Here is a 20160-nt window from a genome sequence, read left to right as displayed (position 1 = left end):
TATAAGCGATTGGTCGCGCCATGGAAAATCGCTGGCGCATTCCATTGCGGAGCTTGAGACGACGATGAACATGATACGCACGGCAATGCTTCTGGCCCTGATGACGGCGCTGTTCATGGTCGTGGGCTATCTGATTGGGGGCACCGGCGGCATGATGATCGCCTTCCTGATCGCAGCGGGCATGAACCTGTTCAGCTATTGGAATGCCGACAAGATGGTGCTCAGGATGCACAATGCCGTCGAGGTGGACGAGCGCAATGCGCCCGAATATTTCGGCATCGTGCGCGATCTGGCCGCGCGCGCCGGCCTTCCCATGCCGCGCGTCTATCTCATCCAGAACGATCAGCCCAACGCGTTTGCCACCGGGCGTAACCCGCAGAACGCAGCCGTGGCCGCCACCACAGGTCTGCTCGAACGCCTGAGCTACGAGGAGGTGGCAGGCGTCATGGCCCATGAGCTTGCTCATGTGCAGAACCGCGACACGCTCACCATGACCATCACCGCGACGCTGGCCGGCGCAATCTCCATGCTCGGCAATTTTGCCCTGTTCTTCGGCGGCAACCGCGACAACAACAACCCGCTCGGCTTCATCGGCATTCTCGTGGCGATGATCGTTGCGCCCTTCGCTGCGATGCTGGTGCAGATGGCCATCAGCCGCACCCGCGAATATTCGGCAGACCGGCGCGGGGCGGAGATCTGCGGCAACCCGCTGTGGCTTGCCTCCGCGCTCGACAAGATCGCAAGGCGCGCAAAGCAGGTGGTCAATCAGAATGCCGAGCGCAATCCAGCCACCGCGCATATGTTCATCATCAACCCGCTCTCGGGCGAGCGCATGGACAATCTGTTCTCCACCCACCCCGACACCGACAATCGCATTGCCGCGCTTCAGGCGATGGCGGGCGAAATGCGCGCCACGCCTGAGCCGCAGGCCCGCGAAGAGCATCAGGGCCCGTGGGGCACCCGGACCGAAGCGCCCGAACCCCGGCCTCAACCCGACCCCCGCTGGGGTCGTGACGCCAAGGGGCGCAAAGGCCCCTGGTCGTGAGCCGCCCCACTGCGCGCCGCGCCACCGGCAGAAACCGCCCCACGCCTGAGACCTTCGACAAGCCCGGCCTTGAAACCCGCCGCGTGGCCACGAAACTGCTCGCCGCCGTGGTGGATGCCCACGCCTCGCTCGACGGTCTAACCGACCCCGCCAACGGCCAGCCCAGTTTCCGCGCGCTCGATGCGCGGGACCGCTCGCTCGTCCGCGCCATCCTGATGAGCGCGCTCCGCCACCGCAGCACAATCGAGGCCCTGCTTTCCCGCCGTCTGGAGCGTCCGTTGCCCGCCAATGCCCGTGCGCTCTCGCACGCATTGCACGTGGCCGCGGCGCAGATCCTGTTTCTCGACGTGCCCGACAGCGCCGCCGTAGATCTCGCCGTCACCCAGGCAAAAAGCGACCCGCGTCTTGCCCGGTTTTCAGGCCTCGTCAACGGCGTGCTGCGCAATCTGATCCGCGTCAAGGCACGCGCGCTCCCCGCCGCCCTTGCCCAGACGCGTGAAGCACCCGATTGGTTTGCCGAGCGGCTGGAAGCGTCCTATGGCGCGGAAAAGACCGCCGCCATCCTCGCCATGCACCGGCTGGAACCGCCGGTGGACTTCACTGTCAGGCAAGACCCGCAGCGCTGGGCCGAAGCGCTTGGCGGCATCGTCCTTCCCACGGGCACCGTCCGCATCGCAAAGCTCGAGGCCGGCGTCGACACCCTGCCAGGCTTTGAGGAAGGCGCATGGTGGGTGCAGGATGCCGCCGCCAGCCTGCCCGCAAAACTGCTCGGCGACATCGCCGGCGCACGTGTGGCCGATCTTTGCGCCGCGCCCGGCGGCAAGACGGCGCAGCTCATTCATGCGGGCGCAGATGTCACCGCTGTCGATCTGTCCAAAAGCCGGCTCAAGCGGCTAGCTGAAAATCTCAAGCGCCTCCGCCTCGAAGCGCAGATCGTCGAATCCGACATCCGCAAGTTCGAGCCTGAAACCCCGTTCGATGCCGTCCTCATCGATGCGCCCTGTTCCTCCACCGGCACGGTGCGGCGGCATCCGGATGTGCCGTGGACAAAGACGCCCGAAGACATCGAGAAGCTCGCCGCCCTCCAGCGCGCGCTGCTCGACCATGCGGTGACGCTGGTCAAGCCCGGTGGCCGGATCGTTTTTTCCAATTGCTCGCTCGACCCCGCCGAAGGCGAGGCGATGCTCAACGCGTTCCTTGCAGACACATCAGAGGTCTCGCTCGATCCGATAAAACCCGACGAAACGCCTGGCATCAGCACCTTCATCACACCGGAAGGTTTTTTACGAACCACGCCTGCGGATGGTTTCGGCGAAACGCCTCTCGCCCGGGGTCTCGACGGCTTCTTCGCCGCCCGTGTGATACGCCAGCCCTGAGCTGGCCCTGCCATCTGTGTGTGCTGATATATTTCAACTTCGCACAAATCCTTGAATCAACTAGACTCTCAGCTGATTTGGGGTCACGGAAAGAAAAGTCGGTCGGTGGATCAAGCACGGGGACACTCCCCCCACGAGCTGTGGGGCCTTGTTGCGCGGCAAGCATGGGCGCGCCTGCGGCGGCGTCTGCGCGCGGGCCCGTCCTATCGCTGGCGCTATTCCGGCCGCACCCCGGAACGCGTTCTCATCGCGCCGCCGGACCTGCGCATCGCAGATCCCCAGGTCGCACGCGATATCTATCACGGCCAGTTTCTCCTCGCCGGCCAGCTTGTTGAAACACGCGGCCAGTCTCCCTTCCGTGTACCGGTCACTGACCTTGCCTGGCAGGACGCGTTGCACGGTTTCCGCTGGCTGCGCCACATGCGGGCCGCCCAGAGCGATCTGGCCTCAGCCAATGCGCGCGCGCTGGTGGAAGAATGGATGGCCCTTCACGGCAAGCGCATTTCGGGGTTGCCATGGGAGCCCGGCACCACATCCCGGCGCGTCATCGCCTGGCTTCAGCATTCTTCCGTCGTGTTGCAGGGCGCCGAGCTTCCGTTTTACCGCCAGTTCCTGAAAATGCTCGCCGTGCAGATGCGCTATCTGCGCACCAACGCCCGTGAGATGCCTGATGGAGAAGATCGCCTGCGCGCGCGCATAGCGCTGGCATTCTGCGCCCTTTCGCTGCCCGCACCCGCCACGGCGGTGAAGGCCGCCAGCCGCAATCTCGCACAGGAGCTCGAGCGACAGATCCTAGCCGATGGCGGCCATGTCTCCCGCAATCCACGCGCAATCATGGAGCTTCTGACCGACCTTCTGCCGCTTCGGCAGACCTATACGAACCAGGCCGAGCAACCCCCGCAGGCCCTCATCGACGCCGTCGAACGCATGCTTCCGGCTTTGCGCTTCTTTCGCCATCGCGATGGTTCCATCGCCCGTTTCAACGGGATGGGCATCACCCAGCACGACAGTGTCGCCGCCATCCTGCGCTACGATGATACCGGAGGCGCACCGCTTCTACATGCGCCGCATTCAGGCTATGAGCGTCTGGCGCTGGGTGCCACCACCATCATCGCCGATACGGCGGCACCGCCTCCTGCCGATCTTTCCCATTTCGCCCATGCGGGCTGCCTGTCGTTTGAAATGTCGTCCGGCCGCCATCAGTTCGTGGTCAACAGTGGCATCGACAATTACGGCGACGACAGCTACCGCCCCCTGGCGCGCACCACGGCCGCGCACTCCACAATCACAATCAACGACACATCACAGGCACGCTTCAGCCTTTCACCGAAATGGAGCGATCTGATCGGCACTCCGCTGATCGGCGGACCACGCAGGGTCGAGTGCCGGCGCGACGACGGGGCCGGTATCCAGCGCTTCACTGCCAGTCACAATGGCTATGTCTCACGTTTCGGGCTCATCCATGAACGCGCCCTCTCCTTGTCGGAGGAAGGGGCCCTGCTCGAAGGCGTGGATCGCGTGGTCAGGCCCGATGGTTCTGCTTCGACGGCAATCGGCAATGATGCGGTGGCCGTGCGTTTTCATATCCACCCTGATATTGACGTTTTCCGGGATCCGGAAGGACGCCACATCCTCGCCGGTGAGGCCACCGACACCTGGCTCTTCACCGTTGAAGGCATTGTTCCGGTGGTTGAAGAATCGATCTTCTTCGCCGGCCTTGGCGGCCCCCGCAGGAGCCGCCAGATCGTGCTCTACACGACGGCTTCCGAACATCCGGAAATCCGTTGGCGGCTCCGCAGGACGCATGCCATAAACGGCAACGGCTAGATCGGCCCAGATTGGGCGTGGTGCGTGGTTCGACAAGCTCACCATGAGGGTGGTGGTGGCTGGCAAACCCGTTCCTCGGATCTTCGACCCAGTCCACAGCACCCTTGAAGCTGCATCCCCGCCCCTCATGGTGAGCTTGTCGAACCACGCACCACGTCAATGCAGCAAAGCCTGCTCAAAACCCCACATGATCAGGCCAGATCAAAGCCCGGCAAACGCCGCGATCTCCTCGACAATCGCCTTGTGAACGGCCGCCCGATCGGTCCCTTCGGGATCGTCGCATACCGGGTCGTCCTTTTCCGCGGCGAGCATCGCTGCCCCTTCCGGCTTGCACTCCGCAAGGAAGGTGAAGTGATGCGCCGGTGCAATCGTCTTCAGCAGCGCCGAGGGCAATCTTGCAGCGAGGTTGCTCCCGCCCGGCCCCACATCGGCCGCCTCGAACAGATGCGTCCGGCCGAGATTGATGAGCAACACCGGCATCTTCATTCTGCCAACACTCTCAGGTGTCGCCGCATAGGTCATGCCGGGGTCGATGGCGATGGCCTGCAGAATCCGCTCATCGCGCATATCGGTGGCGAACCCTTCCGGAAGCGCCGCGAAGTCAACGCCTCCCTTGGCGAAGAACACACAGTCCTGACCATCCTCACCCATTGTCGCGCAATAGTCCGCATAAGCTCCCCGGTCGAAGCGCAGCCCGGCAAGGTTCAGCGCCGTGGCGCCACCGAGCGAAAAGCCAAGCGCGGCAATGCGCGAACGATCCACGTGATCGGCAAACGCAGGCTCATCGAGCAGCGCGTCGAGTGCAGCGCTCAAATCGGCGGCCCGCTCATCGAGCCGCAGTGAACGACGCGGAGAAGAATCGCCCGACGTGCTGCCGGGATGGTTGACCGCCAGCACCATCGCGCCGCGCATCGCCAGCGCCGAGGAAAGCCAGGAGATGGCATCCATGTTGCCGCCAGAGCCATGCGAGAGCACGAAGAGCGGAAAACGCCCCTCCGCCACCGCGGCACCGACATAGGCCGAAGAGCCCTGAAAAACAGCATTGTCGCCCACCAGGCCGCGATAGGTCGCCTTACCTGCTGGATACCACACCGAGGCCGCCAGAACCGATGGGCGGTGATCCGCCTTCACCGTCAACCGGTCATATCCGGCATAGGGACCAGCCATGGCTGCGCCCGTCAGGCCCATGCCGATGAGAAAAGCAGAGAGCAGTTTTTTCATATCCGTCATCCTTTCATCTGGATGACGCCAAACTGCTCAATCCGTCTTCTGCCCGCGACCTGAAACCGGTTTTAGAACCAGGCGATCCACCTCGAACCGGACGCCGCGATATGCGGAACCCAACAGCTTCCCAACCACGGCCCGCTGCACGCTACGACAGGTTCACCATAAGGGAGTGGTCTGGCTGATCACCGAAAGGCTTCTACCGGAGCCCACGCTCCTCATGGTGAGCCTGTCGAACCACGCACTGCGCCGACATCTCGGGATACTCTGCTCCCTGTGCCGATGCATAAGGCTTGATCTGGCGTTCACCCCGCTAGACGCACCAGGGCTTCGGCAAACATTGCCACCGGCCCGGTGCAATGTCACAAGGCGAGCCTTTGCAGCAACGCGCAGGCTCCACCCATGCTGGCTCTGCCCATTCCAATGATCGTCGCCCTCGTGCTCGCAGGGCTACTGATCCGGATCGCCTTCTCCAGCGAGCGCCCACCGTTTCTGATGGCAGTGCTTGCCGCCTGCGCGCTGCAAAGCCTCATCGTTTCGCTGCGCCAATATTATGGCATCAGCGCACTTCTGCCCCTTCAGCCCATCACAGCCACATTCGTGCCGCCACTGTCATGGCTCGCTTTCCAGACGGCCTCGTTCCGCCCATTCTCATTGCCTCGCGATCTCGTGCACCTTGCAGCACCTGCCTTTGCAGCTTTCTGCGTCGTCTTCGCGCCGGGTACGCTCGATACGGTGGTCCCGGCCATCTTCGTTCTCTATGGTCTCGCCATTCTGGTGAAGCTGCACCGCAGCGACGATGATCTGCCTCTGGCACGGCTTGAGGCCGGACGCCTGCCGGCCCGAATCTGGGGTGGCATCGGCCTCGCCCTCATCCTGTCGGCGCTCAGCGACGCACTCATTGCGCTCGCCATCATGACCGGCCAGACCGGGCTGCCGCCAGTCATTGTCAGCGTCTTTTCGTCGGCCGCACTGCTTGCCATCGGATTGCTCAGCATTTCACCCAATGCCATGGGTGAGACAGAGGCGGAGTCTCCCCCACAGAGTCCCCACCCCAGCGAGGAAGATGCCCATCTCGTCCAGCGGCTCGATGCGCTCCTTCAGACCGACAGGCCTTATCTTGATCCGTCCCTAACGCTCGCGCGGCTCGCCCGACGATTGCACGTACCGGTCAAACAACTCTCCTCCGCCATCAATCTGGTCAGTGGCGAAAACGTCTCTCGCTACATCAACCGGCATCGCATTCATCACGCCTGCCGCGCACTGGAAGATGGCGCCAATGTCACCGAAGCCATGCTCTCAAGCGGTTTCAACACCAAATCCAATTTCAACCGCGAGTTCCGACGCATCACCGGAACAACGCCGCGCGAATGGAACGCCAAGATCGCCGCTCACGAATAGCCGTGTAACGCCGAACCGATCGCAAGAGCGGCAAAGGCAAACAGGATCGTTCCCGATATGCGCGATACCCAAAGCGACAGACTTTCAGGCAGCCGCGCGCGCGCCAGCGCCACGCCGCCACTCAGGATAAACCACCACAGAAGCGAGCCGAGAAAAACGCCCGTCACCACGGCCACCGCATCGCTAGAGCGTGGAGAATCCGCCAGCCCGAGACCGGCAAACATCGCCGCAAAGGCGAGAATGGTCATCGGATTGGTGATTGTCAGGAAAAAGGTGGCAACGGCGGTTCCGAAGAGATCGCTTGCCCGGGCCCTGGCAGCGGCCCGCGGCGGTAGTGCCGAAAAACTTTTCCAGCCGAGCCATGCCAGAAACAGGCCTCCGGCAAGCTTGAGCGGCGCATCGACCATCGCTAGCGCTGCCGCAAACGCCGCAAATCCGACCGCCGCCAGCGCCGCATAGAGAGCATCTGCAAGGGCCGTGCCCAGACCGCCGGCAATGCCGGCCCACAGGCCATGCTCAAGCGTTCTGTTCACACACAATGCCCCGATGGGCCCAAGCGGCGCCGCGACAGCCAGCCCAAGCAACACGCTCTTGCCGAACAGCAGCGCATCCACTTTGTCAGCCCTTTTCAACCGGCGCGAAAGATCCCGGCTCCACCGTCGAAAGGGCCACGACAGACTCGCTGCGGGCCAGAAAACCATGCTTCTTCATGTCTTCGAGAACGCTTTCCACATCGGAGAGTGAAGGCACGCGCGCCTTGATGAGATAGGACCACGGGCCAGTCACATGGTGGCATTCCTCTACCGCCTTGTGGGCAGCCGCAAAAACGCGAAACGCCTCTTCATTGACGTTCTGAACCAGTGATACCCAGATGAAAACAAGCACCGGGCAGCCCAGCGCCGCCGGATCGGCATCCACCGTGAAACGCCGGATAACACCGCTTGCCGAAAGCCGGCGAATGCGCTCATTGACCGCCGAAGCTGACAGCCCCACCACACCACCAATATCAGCCAGAGAGCGGCGGGCATCCTCCGCCAACAGGGTCACGATTTTATGGTCGATCTGATCCATGGCAATTCTTCCGCAAATCCAATTTCAGGATAATTTGCAGAAGAATGGTGAATAGTCAATAAAATATGCGGAAAAATGCTAGTATTGCCGCAAAATTTTTATATCGCCCGCCGAAAGCCAGACATTGATTGCCACAGGCGTCCGCCATTGTCGAGTACTCCGCTTCCTGACCTTATTGCATGCCGCATACACCCTTCGGTCTGACTGGTGCCTCTTCAACGCTCGCGGCGAAACCAGAATGCATCATCGATCCGTTCCATCCCGATGCGTTCATAGAAGCCCGCAGCCTCAGGCACAGATGCTAGGATCAGGGCAACCTCCGGCCCAAGCAGTCGCCGCGTCTCATTGATCATACCGAGGCCAATTCCCAGCCCCTGCGCTTTTGAAGACACGGCAAGATCGGAGAGATAGGCACACCACGAAAAATCTGTGACACAACGGGCGACGCCCACGAGCGGCTTTTCATTTATGTTTCGCCGCGCAGTCACGATGAGCCCGGCACCCGCGATCATGCGCTGAAGTCGCGCTTCATCGTCAATGGGTCGGATCGCGCCAAGCCCTGACTCCTGCAGCACCTGTCCGAACGCGCGGGCCTCAAGGTCTGGCTCACTGGCATAGAGGATCTCAGGTTTTTCGCTCATGCCGAGCACCAATGCTCTTTTGCACAGCCGATGCAAGCCGATAATGAGCCAAAATAGCCAATCGCCTGCCGCCAAGCTTGATTTGAGCTCCGCCTGCCGGTACGTCCCCCACATTCTTCCCCGAAGCCGGAGCCGCCTCGTATGTCCGTTGCCGCCAAGAATATTCCCGCACCCGATCTTGTTCCCGTCCGCCGTGCGCTTCTGTCGGTCTCCGACAAGAGCGGCATCGTCGATTTCGCCCGCGCGCTTTCGGACCGCAATGTCGAGATCGTCTCCACCGGCGGCACCTCCAAGACGCTCTCCGGTGAGGGTATCCCCGTGCGCGACGTCTCAGAGCTGACCGGCTTTCCCGAGATCATGGACGGGCGCGTGAAGACGCTGCATCCGGGTGTTCATGGCGGCCTGCTCGGCATTCGTGACGATGCCGACCATGCCGGCGCGATGAAAGAGCACGACATCGCGCCCATCGATCTTCTCGTGATCAATCTCTATCCGTTCGAAGAGGTGCGTTTCGGCGGTGGCGATTATGCAACCACGGTCGAGAACATCGACATTGGCGGTCCGGCCATGCTGCGCGCGGCAGCCAAGAACCACGCCTATGTGGCCGTCGTAACCGAACCCGCCGACTACGCCCGCATTCTCGAGGCGCTTGCCGAGAATGATGGCGCCCTGCCCTACCGCCTGCGTCAGGAACTCGCCGCCAAGGCCTTCGCCCGCACCGCAGCCTATGACGCGGCCATCTCCGGCTGGTTCGCTGAAACGCTCGAGGTCGAGGCGCCGGATTTCCGCGCCGTCGGCGGCAGGCTCAAGGAAGTGATGCGTTACGGCGAGAACCCGCACCAGAAGGCAGGCTTCTACGTCACCGGTGATAGCCGCCCCGGCGTCGCCACCGCGACCCAGCTTCAGGGCAAACAGCTCTCCTACAACAACATCAACGACACGGACGCCGCCTTCGAGCTCGTCTCCGAATTTTCGCCGGAGCGCTCCGCCGCCGTCGCCATCATCAAGCATGCCAATCCGTGTGGCGTGGCCGAGGGCGCGACGCTGCGCGAGGCCTATGAGAAGGCGCTCGCCTGCGACCCCGTCTCCGCCTTCGGCGGCATCGTGGCGCTCAACCGCCCGCTCGACGCGGAAGCGGCCACCGAGATCGTCAAGATCTTCACCGAGGTCATCATCGCGCCCGACGCGAGCGAAGAGGCCCGCGCCATCGTTGCCGCCAAGAAGAACCTGCGCCTGCTCGTCACCGGCGGGCTTGCCGACCCGCGCGCACCCGGCCTTGCCGTCAAGACCGTTGCCGGCGGCCTGCTGGTCCAGTCGCGCGACAATGGCGTGGTCGACGATCTTGACCTCAGGGTCGTGACAAAACGCGCGCCGAGCGAGAAGGAAATGGCCGATCTCGTCTTCGCCTTCCGCGTCGCCAAACACGTGAAATCGAACGCCATCGTCTATGTCCGCGACGGCGCGACCGTGGGAGTCGGTGCCGGCCAGATGAGCCGTGTCGATTCCGCCCGCATCGCCGCCCGCAAAGCCGAGGACGCGGCACAGGCTGCCGGCAATGCCGAGCCGCTGACCAAGGGTTCGGTCGTCGCCTCCGACGCCTTCTTCCCCTTCGCCGACGGGCTTCTCTCCGCCGTGGAAGCCGGCGCCACCGCCGTCATTCAGCCGGGCGGTTCCATGCGCGACGACGAGGTCATCGCCGCCGCCGACGAACACGGCATCGCCATGGTCATGACCGGCATGCGCCACTTCCGTCACTAGAGCACTGACCGCAAAGGATCAGGAGGCGCCCGCCTCCTGATGCCTGCTCTTCACGAAGGGCAGAAGCACCAGCCCGATGAGGAACAGAACGAGGATCGGCGTCACGCCAAGCCGCTGCGCGTCCTCGACCGAGAAACCAAAGGCTTCCGAAGCGAAATACCCGGTAGCAATGGCGATGGCGAACGGCCCGATAAAGGTCGTCGCCTTGCCGGAAAGCGCGTAGAGCCCGAAGGCTTCCGTCACCCGTTCGCGCGAAACCTGATCCACCAGCAGCGTGCGCGAGGCGGCCTGGATCGAACCGCCCGCAGCGCCGATGAAGGCCCCCGCCACGAAGAAGGCGATGTCGGGCAGGCTGCTTGCTCCAGCCCCGCTGATCGGCATGAAAAGAAGCTCCTCACGCGTGGTGGAAATCACCAGAAGCGCGCACATGGTCAGCACCACGATGGACACGCTCACCACCAGCTTCGGCCCGAAGCGCCTGTCCATCCGCCCCCCGAGCCACGCGCCCAGCGCACCGGTGACATTGGCCAGAATCCCGAACAGCCCGATCTGCGTGATCGACCAGGAAAGCACCCCCGCCGCATAGATGCCGCCAAAGGCATAAAGCGCGTTGAGCGCATCGCGGTAGAACATGGACGAGAGCAAAAAACTGAAATAGCTGCGCTCGCCAGGCAGACGTTTCAGCGTAGCGCCCAACCGGCCAAGCCCTTCGCGGATCGCCCCCGTCGCCGCCCTGCGGCGCGGCGCATCGGGCGTGAAGAGGAACATCGGCAACACGAACAGCGCATACCATAAGCCTGTCAGCGGCCCCGCCGCCCGGTCGCCCTCACGCGCCGCCGCATCGAGCCCGAAGATCGGCTCCAGCCCCAGAAGCGTGCGGCCCGTATCGGGCTGTGCCGCCATGAAGCCGAGCACAAGCACCAGCGACAGGAGCCCGCCTACATAACCCAGTCCCCAGGCCGAGCCCGAAAGCCGCCCCAGCTCCGCGCGCGGCACGAGATCAGGCATCATCGCGTTGTTGAAAACGGCAGCGAACTCCATGCCGAACACGGCGAGCGCCACGGCAAGCAGAACCAGCCCCATATGCCCGCCCCCCGGCGCAGCAAACCAAAGCGAGGCGCAGGCCAGAACCCCGATCACCGAGAACACGAAGATCCACGGCTTTCGTGGCCCCGTCGCATCGGCAATCGCCCCCAGAACCGGCGAGGAAAGCGCGATGGCGAGCCCGCCAATGCCCGTGGCGAGCCCCCAGAGTTCCTGCCCCCGCGCCGCATCGGGCGCGACGGCGGAGGCGAAATAGGGCGCGAAGACAAAGGTGATGATGAGCGTGTGAAAGGGCTGTTGCGCCCAGTCGAAGAGCATCCAGCCCCAGATGCCCCGGCGGGGCACGGTTCCGTGCTCCGCCGGCGGCATGTTCATCCCGGCGTCTTCCGGCGCCCCGGCAAGATCAGACACTCAGATCGCTCATCAGACCCGAAGCCACGGTGAGGCGCGAAACGCTGATCTCGCCGCCCTCCACGAGAGACTGCAGCCTGTCGCGCACGCGCACCACGTGCTCCCCACCAGCCTCGACCCATTTTTCCGCCGGATCCTCCTCCTTGCCATAGTCGGAAAGCGCGGCGATCGTCATCCCGCGCCGCGCGGCGCTGATCATGTCGGTCGCGCGGAAAAGCGCCAGCCCGTCATAATAGTCAGAAGGCACGATCGTGTGCGCCGCATCCTCGATACGCCCGATGCGAAACGCATCGGTGATGCCGAAGAACGCCTTGGCGGCCTTCTCCAGCGGCGCACCGGCCTTTTCAGCCACCAGTTCGATATCGGGCACCATCTCCGCGACCGAAAGGAACGCAAGCTTCTTCGCCAGATCCTCCGGCGCGCCAAGCGCCACGAGCTGCCCACGGCGGTTTTCCAGGCGCTCGCGCATGAAAGCCGGCAGCATCGGCATGAGCTTGCCCTCCAGCGCCTTGCGCGCGGCCCGCAGCCGATCGATGCGCGCGCCGACGGTTTCCTTGTCGCTGTCGTTCTTGAGCTGCCAGGACGTCGCCGAATAGATCAGCCGCCAGACGATCTGATAGAGATCAAGCTGCGCCATGCCGTCGATCTTGTTGTCCAGCGCATCGATGGCCCTGTAGATTTTCCGCAGCTCAAACCCTTCGCGCACCACGGCAAAGGCGGCAACGATGTCGGCTGCCGGCCGGCCCGTCAGATCCTGTAGCCGCGTGACAAAGCTCGGTCCGCCGCGGTTGATCACGTCATTGGCCAGTTCCGTGGCGATGATCTCGCGCTTCAATCGATGGGACCGGATCTCGCTCTCGTATTTCTTCGCCATGCGGCTTGGGAAATAGGCAAAAAGATCTTCTTCCAGATGGGGCGCGTCCGGCACCTTGCTGGCGACAATCTCGTCGAAAAGCACGATCTTCGCATAGGCAAGCAGCACGCCCACTTCCGCACGCGTCAGCGGCTCGCCCCGGCTTTCCCGATCCGCCAGCTCCTGCGGCCCCGGCAAAAACTCCACCGACCGGTCGAGCAGACCGCGCTGTTCGAACAGGGTCATCATCCGCGCCTGGTGCGGCATTTCCGGCATGCCACGCTTCTGAACCTGCGAGATCGCCAGCGTCTGCTGATAGTTGTTGGCAAGAACCAGCTCGGCGACTTCGTCCGTCATCTCGGCGAGCAGCTTGTCACGTGCCGGCCGTTCCAGCGCGCCAGAGCGCATCGCCGCCGCCAGCGCGATCTTGATGTTCACCTCAACGTCGGAAGAGTTCACGCCGGCAGAGTTGTCGATGGCGTCGGAGTTGCAGCGTCCGCCATGCAGGCCAAACTCGATGCGTGCAAGTTGCGTCATGCCCAGATTGGCGCCTTCGCCAATCACCTTGGCGCCCACTTCGCGCGCGGTCACGCGGATCGCGTCATTGGCCCGGTCGCCCACCTCCTGATTGCTTTCCGTGTGTGAGCGCACATAGGTGCCGATACCACCGAACCAGAGGAGATCCACCGGTGCCTTAAGGATCGCGGTCATGATCTCGGTCGGCGAGGCGGTCGTCTTGTCGAGCCCGATGGCGTCTGCTGCCGCCTTGCTGAGCGTGATCGACTTCTGGGCCCGCGAGACGATGATGCCGCCCTTGGAAAGCTTGCTCGTGTCGTAATCCTGCCAGCTCGAGCGCCCCATGTCGAAGAGACGCTTGCGCTCGGCATAGGAGACCGCTGGATCGGGATCCGGATCGATGAAGATGTCACGGTGGTCGAAAGCGGCCACCACCTTCGTGCAGGTAGAAAGCAGCATGCCGTTGCCGAAGACGTCACCCGACATGTCTCCCACACCCACAGCCGTGAAACGCTCCGACTGGATATCGCGGTTCATCTCGCGGAAATGCCGCTTCACCGCTTCCCACGCGCCCCGTGCGGTGATGCCCATCTTCTTGTGGTCATAGCCTGCCGAGCCGCCGGAGGCGAAAGCGTCATCCAGCCAGAAATCATGCGCCTGGCTGATCGCGTTGGCGGTGTCGGAGAAGGTCGCCGTTCCCTTGTCGGCAGCCACCACGAAATACGGGTCATTGCCATCGTGGCGCACCACGCCTTCTGGCGGAATGACCTTGTCGCCATCCAGATTGTCGGTCAGCGACAAAAGACTGGAGATGAAGTTGATGTAGGCCGCGCGTCCTGCCTCGAACACCTCCTGGCGGCTGCCATTCTCCGGCAGGCGGCGCGGGTAGAAACCGCCCTTCGCGCCCACCGGCACGATCACCGCATTCTTCACCTGCTGCGCCTTCACCAGGCCCAGCACCTCGGTGCGATAGTCCTGCGCCCGGTCAGACCAGCGCAGGCCGCCGCGCGCGACCGGACCAAATCTGAGGTGAACACCTTCCACCTCTGGCCCGTAGACGAAAATCTCGCGCCACGGCCGCGGCTGGGGCAGGCCCGTGATGGCGCGAGAATCGAATTTCAGCGCCAGTGACCGGACAGTCTCATCGGCTTTTGGCCGATAATGATTGGTGCGCAGCGTCGCCTCGATCAGGTTGAGGAAGCGCCGGATGATCGTGTCATCATCGAGGTTGGGCACCGCATCGAGATCCGCCTCGATCGCGCTCTTCAGCGCCATTGCCTCGTCGCGTGCTTTGGGTTTTCCCGCCTTCGCGGGATCGAAGCGCAGTACGAACAGTTCAAACAGCTTTCGCGCGATATGCGGATAGCGATTCATCGTCGCGGCGATGAAATCCTGGCTCTGCGGAATGCTCGCCTGATGCAGGAAGCGGCTGTAGGCGCGCAGAATAGCGATCTCGTCAACGCGCAGGCGGGCTCTCTGAGCCAATGCGTTAAGCCGGTCGTCGTCATGCTCTTTGCGCCAGACAGAAAGAAACAGTTCTTCGAACAGCGCACCGTTGTCAGAAAGGTCTATCGGTCCATCGAACGCATTTTCCAGCTCCATGTCATGGATGAAAATCTGGGCGCTCTCTTCGTCATCTGCATCGCCGACTTCGAAGGTACGCTCGGAGATGACACGGAAGCCCATGTTCTCGAGCAGCGGAACACGCTCCGTCAACGGAACCGGGGTACCGTAATGGTAGATCTTCAGCGCTGCCTGCGTTTCATCCTGATCGTCATGCCTGTGAAAATCGATGGCGATCCGATTGGACTCGGAGAGCTTGGCCATGCGCGCGGCATCGATGAGTGCCGTTTCGGCGGAAAAACCGTTGCGGTAGCTCTCGGGAAACGCCGCGGCAACGGCTGCGAGCCTGCGGTCTGCACCGGTTTCTTCCAGCGCTTCCTGCAGGGCATCGTCCCAGGTTCGCACGATCTTGCGAATGCCCGCCTCGAGCGTCTCCGTATCGATGCGGGGTGTCTTGCCGCCGGAACGTCCAATGATGAAATGGACACGCGCCAGTGTCCCTTCAGGGAACGCCGGATAATAGGCTGAGACGCGTCCCTTGAAGACGGTCTTGAGGTAGTTGCCGATCTCGATGCGCACCTGGGAATCGTACCGGTCCCGCGGCACGAAGACGATCACCGAAACGAACCGGTCAAACTGATCGATGCGATACAGGGCCCGCACCCGCGGACGCTCGCCAAGAGCCAGTATCGCTTCCGCATGCTTGCGCAGGATCGGCAGACCGATCTGGAAAAGCTCGTCGCGGGGATAGGATTCCAGAACGTTGATCAGCGCCTTGCCCGAATGGTCGGTCGACGCAAATCCGGACTTGGCGATAACAGCCTCCGCCTTCGACCGCAGATACGGGATCTTCATCACTGATCGCGTGTAGGCCGTGGAGGTGAACAGGCCGACAATGCGCAGCTCGCCGGTCAGTTTTCCTTTGTCGTCAAAGGTCTTGACGCCGATATAGTCGAGATAGGCGCGGCGATGGACAACCGATTTGGCATTGGCCTTGGTCACGATGAACGGATCGGGACCATGGAGAAAGGCGCGAATCTCCGGAGTGGTCGAAACCGCCTCCTTGCCGCGGCGCAGAACGAGAACGTCCGGATCGGCCAGAATGCCCAGCCCCTTCTTGTTGGCACGTTCCAGCGTCCCGTTCTCCTCGCCTCCCGAATACCGAAACTCGCGCATGCCGAGGAATGTGAAATTGTGGTCGCGCAACCATTCCAGAAAGGCGATTGCTTCTGAAACAGCATCCTTGTCCAGCGGCACGGGGGCATAGCGCAATTCGGTGATCTGCTGGTCGAGCCGTGCAAGCATCGGCTTCCAGTCGACCACTGCCGCACGGACCTGCGCCAAAGTTGCGTTGAGACGCGTTTCCAACTCCTTGCATTGGTCGTCGGACAATCGGGGAAGATGGACGTGAATGAGGCTGATCTTGTCCTCACCGGCAGCGGGTTTTGTGCCGGCTGCGTCGCCGACAATCTCTTCCACGCCTTTCTTGCCGTAACGCACCACGAGAACCGGATGCGCGACGAGTGTCGCTTCAGCACCGAAATCGCTGAGTTCTCCCAGCACCGAATCGAACAGAAACGGCATGTTGTCATTCACGACCGTCAGCACGCTGACCGGGCGGCCAAGCCGTTCGATCCCCGCAACATTGTCTATCCGCACGACGCTGGTTCCCGGCTTGTGAGCCTTGATGGCGGCGACAGCATCCTCGGCCGTGCGCAGCAGCGCTGCCTCGTCATAGGGGCGAAGATCCTCCGCCGGCGTCCGCGCGCTGATGATCTCATGCAGGACCTTGCCCATCGGTCCGCCCTTTTTCGCGGTCTTGGAGGTCTTTGCTTTGGCTACCATGCCGAAAATCCCTGTTGGTTGACCAAACTGGCCCATCGTATTCAGACAAAAGCGGTTTGACGACCCGTCATTCCACCGTGCAGGCTGAATACAACCTATTCCTATCGAAAGGGTGTCTGCATCATGACGAAACCGGTCACTGCACTGCATTTTCCTCCGCTCGAAGCACTGAGCGAGGAAACCCAAGCCTATTTCGAAAAATGCGAGGAGAAACTTGGCCTGGTGCCCAATGTGCTGCGCGCCTACGCGTTCGATGAGAACAAGCTCAGAGCCTTCACGCAGATGTACAATGATCTGATGCTGGGTGATTCGGGTCTGACGAAGCTTGAGCGCGAAATGATTGCCGTTGCGGTTTCCAGCATCAACCATTGCTTCTACTGCCTCACTGCGCATGGTGCGGCCGTCCGCCAGCTTTCCGGTGATCCGGTACTGGGCGAGCTCATGGTCATGAATTATCGGGCCGCAAAACTTGATCCGCGACAAAAGGCAATGCTCGATTTCGCCGTCAAACTCACAGAAAGCCCTGCAAAGATTGAGGAAACGGATCGGGAGACGCTCCGCGCTGCCGGCTTCTCCGAGCGTGACATCTGGGATATTGCCGCCGTGGCCAGCTTCTTCAACATGACCAACCGCATGGCCGCTGCCGTCGATATGCATCCCAATGAGGAGTATCATGCGATGGCTCGGCAACCATCATCTGACTGACCGCAAAGGGTCATCGCTATTAAGGCTACCGATACACCCTGATTCGCGTAGTTGGGCCGATGAGCGGCAGAATGCGTGCCATGGCGCGAGGCGATACGGCTATGCAGCCCTCGGTGGGCGGGAAACCGGGCTTGGCAATATGAAAGAAAATCGCACTGCCGCGATTGCGGATTGCCGGCCGCATGTTCCAGTCCGACACCATGCAGATATCGTAGAGACGATCTTCGCGCGTCATGCGTTCATGGCTGGCCCGATAGGGCAGTCGGACCGGGCGATTGTAATTGCGATCGCCTGACGCGTCGCACCAGCCATCTCCGTCTTTGATCTGACGCAGCGGAAAACGGCTCCTGGGCGGGCCGGAAGGGGCTCTGTCACCACGAAAATAGCCGGACAGGAGCCGCAAATCTCCGATTGGAGTGGCGCCGTCCCCTTCGCGCTTGAGCATCGTCGTACCTGTACGCCCCAGCGCGCATGGAAAGACGAGTGGCCCCACCACCATCAATCCCTCGGTCGGCCTGCCCGGCCTGCGGCGCACCTCGATCAGATCAATCGATTTGCCGGCTTCACACGTCATCTTGAGGATAACCCACGTCTCAGCTTACGTTAAATTGATTGGAACAAATGTTCGCCATGGTGTTCTCGCACTGTTAAGTTCCGCATAAAGCGGGAACGGTCAACACTGCAATTCCATTTGAATCGGCAGCCTTTTTCCTGGATAGTGGATACAACCATGACGTCACGCACCATCCTAATCGTCGATGATGACGAAGACCTGAGGACGACACTCGTCGAGCAACTGTCGCTCTATGAGGAATTCGACATTCTTCAGGAGGACACGGCGACGAAAGGCATTCAGTCTGCGCGCAACGCGATTGTCGACCTGCTCATCATGGATGTCGGCCTGCCGGATATGGATGGGCGTGAAGCGGTCAAGCTTTTGCGCAAGGGCGGTTATCGCGCGCCGATCATCATGCTGACGGCGCAGGACACCGATTCGGACACGATCCTTGGCCTTGAGGCCGGCGCCAACGACTATGTGACCAAGCCATTCCGATTCGCCGTGCTTCTCGCCCGCATCCGCGCGCAGCTTCGCCAGCACGAGCAGAGCGAGGATGCCACCTTCGCCGTTGGCCCCTACACGTTCAAACCCTCGCAGAAACTCCTCATCGATGAACGCGGCGGCAAGATTCGCCTGACGGAAAAAGAAGCCGCGATCATCAAATACCTCTATCGCGCCGAACAGAAAGTGGTGACACGCGACGTCCTTCTGGAAGAAGTCTGGGGTTACAATTCCGGCGTTACCACCCACACACTCGAGACCCATGTCTACCGTCTTCGGCAAAAGATCGAGCGCGATCCTTCCAAAGCTGAAATTCTTGTGACAGAAAGCGGTGGTTATAAGCTCGTTCCGTGAGACTGCGCCATGAGGGCGTTCGGGGATCGCCGGGAACGGGTCGGGGACAACGTCAATGGCGCTGGACGATGATATTCGCATTCTGTCCGGCGTGGGTCTGTTTGAAGGATTCACGCGCGAACAGTTGCGCCTCATGGCCTTCGGCGCCGAAAGCATGACGCTTTCCGCCGGACGGGAAATCTATGCCGAAGGAGCAACTGCCGACTGCGCCTTTATCGTCGCCTCCGGGAACGTTGTGCTGTTTACCGAACGGGATGGCGAACGCCAGATTATCGAGCGGCTCGGCCCTGGTGACATGATGGGCGAGTTCGCACTGATCGCCGAAGGCCGCCGTATGACAAACGCGATGGCGGAAACCGAAACGCGGCTTGTGAGGATCAGTCGTTCAAGCTTTCATCGGATCCTTGAAGAGTTTCCCGAAACGGCAATCCGTCTGCATGAGAGAATTGCCGATAACCTGCAACTCATGATCGCCCGAATGGAGCAAATCGCGGCCCGGTTCGCCGATTGATTTTTCCGTAGAAACAAACGCGTTTCAGCCCTTTTTCCTCCAAAAAGGGCGTTTTCGCTGAAAATCAGTGAAATTCCTGAAAAACGGTCAGCCGAAGTCAAAGCCTGCAATGACAGGCACATGGTCCGATGGACGGTCCCACCCACGCGCCTCGCGCAACACTTCAATCCGGTTCAACGCCGGAGAAAGATTGGGTGACGACCAGATATGGTCGAGCCTGCGTCCACGATCAGAAAGCGCCCAGTCCTTGGCGCGGTAGCTCCACCATGTGAAGATTTTTTCTTCCGGTGGAATAATCTGCCGCATCAGATCCACCCAACCGCCTTCCTTCCGCAGCCTTTCCAGCCCTTCGGTCTCGACCGGTGTGTGGCTGACGACTTTGAGAAGCTGCTTGTGTGACCAGACATCGGTTTCGAGCGGCGCGATATTGAGGTCGCCGACGAGAATGCTCCCCGAATTGTCGCTTTCTTCAGCGCGCAGCGCATGCATTTCTGCAAGAAAGTCAAGCTTGTGGCGAAACTTCGGATTGATCTCCGGATCCGGCTCGTCGCCACCGGCAGGCACGTAGAAATTATGCAGAAGGACGGAGCGCCCCGCGCCCGTATCAAGGGATACGGAAATGTGTCGGCTATCGCCCATCCCGCAAAATGCGCGCTTTTCGACGAGTTTGAGAGGGCGGCGCGCGATCGTGGCGACACCGTGATAACCCTTCTGACCATGGATCGCCATGTGCTCATATCCAGCCTTCCGGAAAGCGGCGGCGGGGAACTGGTCATCGGCACATTTGGTTTCCTGAAGGCAAAGGACGTCCGGGCTGTACCGTTCCAGAAACTGCTCGACGAGCGGCATGCGCAGCCGCACGGAATTGATGTTCCAGGTGGCGATGGTGAAGGGCATGAAGGCAGTCCGGGCTAGAAAGCTTGCAGGAAGCGCAAACCTGCCCGGAACAGGAAAG

16 protein-coding genes are annotated in these 20160 nt (G+C 61.7%); 8 read left to right on the top strand and 8 right to left on the bottom strand.

All coding sequences use genetic code 11. The features are described 5' to 3' along the window. The first annotated feature begins 64 nt into the window (after window positions 1-64). The 3 genes from htpX to AC2CHD_RS16610 all read left to right on the top strand — a co-directional run bounded on the left by htpX (window position 65) and on the right by AC2CHD_RS16610 (window position 4248). The gene (gene htpX, locus AC2CHD_RS16620) at window positions 65-1045 is read left to right on the top strand and encodes a zinc metalloprotease HtpX (protein WP_484554555.1); all 981 of its coding nucleotides are present in this window, start codon (window positions 65-67) and stop codon (window positions 1043-1045) included. Beyond that, window positions 1042-2421, top strand: a complete 1380-nt coding sequence (locus tag AC2CHD_RS16615) for an RsmB/NOP family class I SAM-dependent RNA methyltransferase (RefSeq protein WP_484554554.1) — start codon at window positions 1042-1044, stop codon at window positions 2419-2421. Before htpX ends, AC2CHD_RS16615 begins: the two co-directional genes overlap by 4 nt. A 105-nt stretch (window positions 2422-2526) precedes the next feature. Then, window positions 2527-4248, top strand: a complete 1722-nt coding sequence (locus AC2CHD_RS16610) for a heparinase II/III family protein (protein ID WP_229449651.1) — start codon at window positions 2527-2529, stop codon at window positions 4246-4248. A 201-nt stretch (window positions 4249-4449) separates the two neighbouring features. On the opposite strand, the gene AC2CHD_RS16605 is transcribed toward AC2CHD_RS16610, so the two are convergent. Next, window positions 4450-5469: an alpha/beta hydrolase family protein gene (locus AC2CHD_RS16605; protein WP_484554553.1), complete on the bottom strand. Its 1020-nt coding sequence runs from the start codon at window positions 5467-5469 to the stop codon at window positions 4450-4452. A gap of 405 nt (window positions 5470-5874) precedes the next feature. Here AC2CHD_RS16605 and AC2CHD_RS16600 point away from each other — a divergent pair, with 405 nt between their 5' ends. Beyond that, a complete protein-coding gene (locus tag AC2CHD_RS16600; protein ID WP_484554552.1) occupies window positions 5875-6873 on the top strand; it encodes a helix-turn-helix domain-containing protein in 999 nt (332 codons plus the stop codon). On the opposite strand, the gene AC2CHD_RS16595 is transcribed toward AC2CHD_RS16600, so the two are convergent. The 3 genes from AC2CHD_RS16595 to AC2CHD_RS16585 all read right to left on the bottom strand — a co-directional run bounded on the left by AC2CHD_RS16595 (window position 6864) and on the right by AC2CHD_RS16585 (window position 8585). Beyond that, window positions 6864-7487: a LysE family translocator gene (locus AC2CHD_RS16595; protein WP_484554551.1), complete on the bottom strand. Its 624-nt coding sequence runs from the start codon at window positions 7485-7487 to the stop codon at window positions 6864-6866. The two genes, AC2CHD_RS16600 and AC2CHD_RS16595, sit on opposite strands and share 10 nt — an antisense overlap. A gap of 4 nt (window positions 7488-7491) precedes the next feature. Next, on the bottom strand, window positions 7492-7944 hold the full coding sequence (locus AC2CHD_RS16590) for an Lrp/AsnC family transcriptional regulator (RefSeq protein WP_229449647.1): 453 nt from the start codon (window positions 7942-7944) through the stop codon (window positions 7492-7494). A 215-nt stretch (window positions 7945-8159) separates the two neighbouring features. Further along, window positions 8160-8585 (bottom strand): GNAT family N-acetyltransferase, encoded by a 426-nt coding sequence (locus AC2CHD_RS16585; RefSeq protein ID WP_484554550.1) that lies wholly within the window; start codon window positions 8583-8585, stop codon window positions 8160-8162. Between the two features lie 141 nt (window positions 8586-8726). Here AC2CHD_RS16585 and purH point away from each other — a divergent pair, with 141 nt between their 5' ends. Beyond that, entirely contained in the window at window positions 8727-10343 is a 1617-nt protein-coding gene (gene purH / locus AC2CHD_RS16580; protein WP_484554549.1) for a bifunctional phosphoribosylaminoimidazolecarboxamide formyltransferase/IMP cyclohydrolase, read from the top strand. Between the two features lie 18 nt (window positions 10344-10361). Here purH and AC2CHD_RS16575 read toward each other — a convergent pair whose 3' ends face one another. Both AC2CHD_RS16575 and AC2CHD_RS16570 read right to left on the bottom strand, forming a co-directional pair. Continuing rightward, entirely contained in the window at window positions 10362-11762 is a 1401-nt protein-coding gene (locus AC2CHD_RS16575; RefSeq protein ID WP_484554745.1) for an MFS transporter, read from the bottom strand. 28 nt (window positions 11763-11790) lie between these two features. Continuing rightward, on the bottom strand, window positions 11791-16575 hold the full coding sequence (locus AC2CHD_RS16570) for an NAD-glutamate dehydrogenase (RefSeq protein WP_484554548.1): 4785 nt from the start codon (window positions 16573-16575) through the stop codon (window positions 11791-11793). 123 nt (window positions 16576-16698) lie between these two features. Here AC2CHD_RS16570 and AC2CHD_RS16565 point away from each other — a divergent pair, with 123 nt between their 5' ends. Continuing rightward, window positions 16699-17280 carry a peroxidase-related enzyme gene (locus AC2CHD_RS16565; RefSeq protein WP_229449643.1) on the top strand — a complete coding sequence of 194 codons (582 nt, stop codon included), beginning with the start codon at window positions 16699-16701 and terminating at the stop codon, window positions 17278-17280. 25 nt (window positions 17281-17305) lie between these two features. Here AC2CHD_RS16565 and AC2CHD_RS16560 read toward each other — a convergent pair whose 3' ends face one another. Beyond that, on the bottom strand, window positions 17306-17854 hold the full coding sequence (locus tag AC2CHD_RS16560; protein WP_484554547.1) for a L,D-transpeptidase family protein: 549 nt from the start codon (window positions 17852-17854) through the stop codon (window positions 17306-17308). A 156-nt stretch (window positions 17855-18010) separates the two neighbouring features. On the opposite strand from AC2CHD_RS16560, the gene AC2CHD_RS16555 reads away from it, so the two are divergent. Both AC2CHD_RS16555 and AC2CHD_RS16550 read left to right on the top strand, forming a co-directional pair. Then, window positions 18011-18694, top strand: a complete 684-nt coding sequence (locus tag AC2CHD_RS16555; RefSeq protein ID WP_229449641.1) for a response regulator transcription factor — start codon at window positions 18011-18013, stop codon at window positions 18692-18694. A 55-nt stretch (window positions 18695-18749) separates the two neighbouring features. Continuing rightward, the gene (locus AC2CHD_RS16550; RefSeq protein WP_229449640.1) at window positions 18750-19205 is read left to right on the top strand and encodes a cyclic nucleotide-binding domain-containing protein; all 456 of its coding nucleotides are present in this window, start codon (window positions 18750-18752) and stop codon (window positions 19203-19205) included. 87 nt (window positions 19206-19292) lie between these two features. Here AC2CHD_RS16550 and xth read toward each other — a convergent pair whose 3' ends face one another. Next, a complete protein-coding gene (gene xth / locus AC2CHD_RS16545) occupies window positions 19293-20102 on the bottom strand; it encodes an exodeoxyribonuclease III (RefSeq protein WP_484554546.1) in 810 nt (269 codons plus the stop codon). Between the last annotated feature and the right edge of the window lie 58 nt (window positions 20103-20160).

The sequence above is a fragment of the Nitratireductor sp. ATLC21 genome, assembly GCF_057196525.1.
This window is presented reverse-complemented; position numbering and strand designations above follow the sequence as displayed.

What these genes read in the sequence shown, in the direction of transcription:
- AC2CHD_RS16560 (WP_484554547.1), bottom strand. Translation starts at nt 17,854, where the DNA reads ATGACGTGTGAAGCCGGCAAATCGATTGATCTGATCGAGGTGCGCCGC.
- AC2CHD_RS16550 (WP_229449640.1), top strand. Translation starts at nt 18,750, where the DNA reads ATGGCGCTGGACGATGATATTCGCATTCTGTCCGGCGTGGGTCTGTTT.
- xth (WP_484554546.1), bottom strand. Translation starts at nt 20,102, where the DNA reads ATGCCCTTCACCATCGCCACCTGGAACATCAATTCCGTGCGGCTGCGC.
- AC2CHD_RS16570 (WP_484554548.1), bottom strand. Translation starts at nt 16,575, where the DNA reads ATGGTAGCCAAAGCAAAGACCTCCAAGACCGCGAAAAAGGGCGGACCG.
- AC2CHD_RS16605 (WP_484554553.1), bottom strand. Translation starts at nt 5,469, where the DNA reads ATGAAAAAACTGCTCTCTGCTTTTCTCATCGGCATGGGCCTGACGGGC.
- purH (WP_484554549.1), top strand. Translation starts at nt 8,727, where the DNA reads ATGTCCGTTGCCGCCAAGAATATTCCCGCACCCGATCTTGTTCCCGTC.
- AC2CHD_RS16565 (WP_229449643.1), top strand. Translation starts at nt 16,699, where the DNA reads ATGACGAAACCGGTCACTGCACTGCATTTTCCTCCGCTCGAAGCACTG.
- htpX (WP_484554555.1), top strand. Translation starts at nt 65, where the DNA reads ATGAACATGATACGCACGGCAATGCTTCTGGCCCTGATGACGGCGCTG.
- AC2CHD_RS16600 (WP_484554552.1), top strand. Translation starts at nt 5,875, where the DNA reads ATGCTGGCTCTGCCCATTCCAATGATCGTCGCCCTCGTGCTCGCAGGG.
- AC2CHD_RS16585 (WP_484554550.1), bottom strand. Translation starts at nt 8,585, where the DNA reads ATGAGCGAAAAACCTGAGATCCTCTATGCCAGTGAGCCAGACCTTGAG.
- AC2CHD_RS16590 (WP_229449647.1), bottom strand. Translation starts at nt 7,944, where the DNA reads ATGGATCAGATCGACCATAAAATCGTGACCCTGTTGGCGGAGGATGCC.
- AC2CHD_RS16575 (WP_484554745.1), bottom strand. Translation starts at nt 11,762, where the DNA reads ATGAACATGCCGCCGGCGGAGCACGGAACCGTGCCCCGCCGGGGCATC.
- AC2CHD_RS16555 (WP_229449641.1), top strand. Translation starts at nt 18,011, where the DNA reads ATGACGTCACGCACCATCCTAATCGTCGATGATGACGAAGACCTGAGG.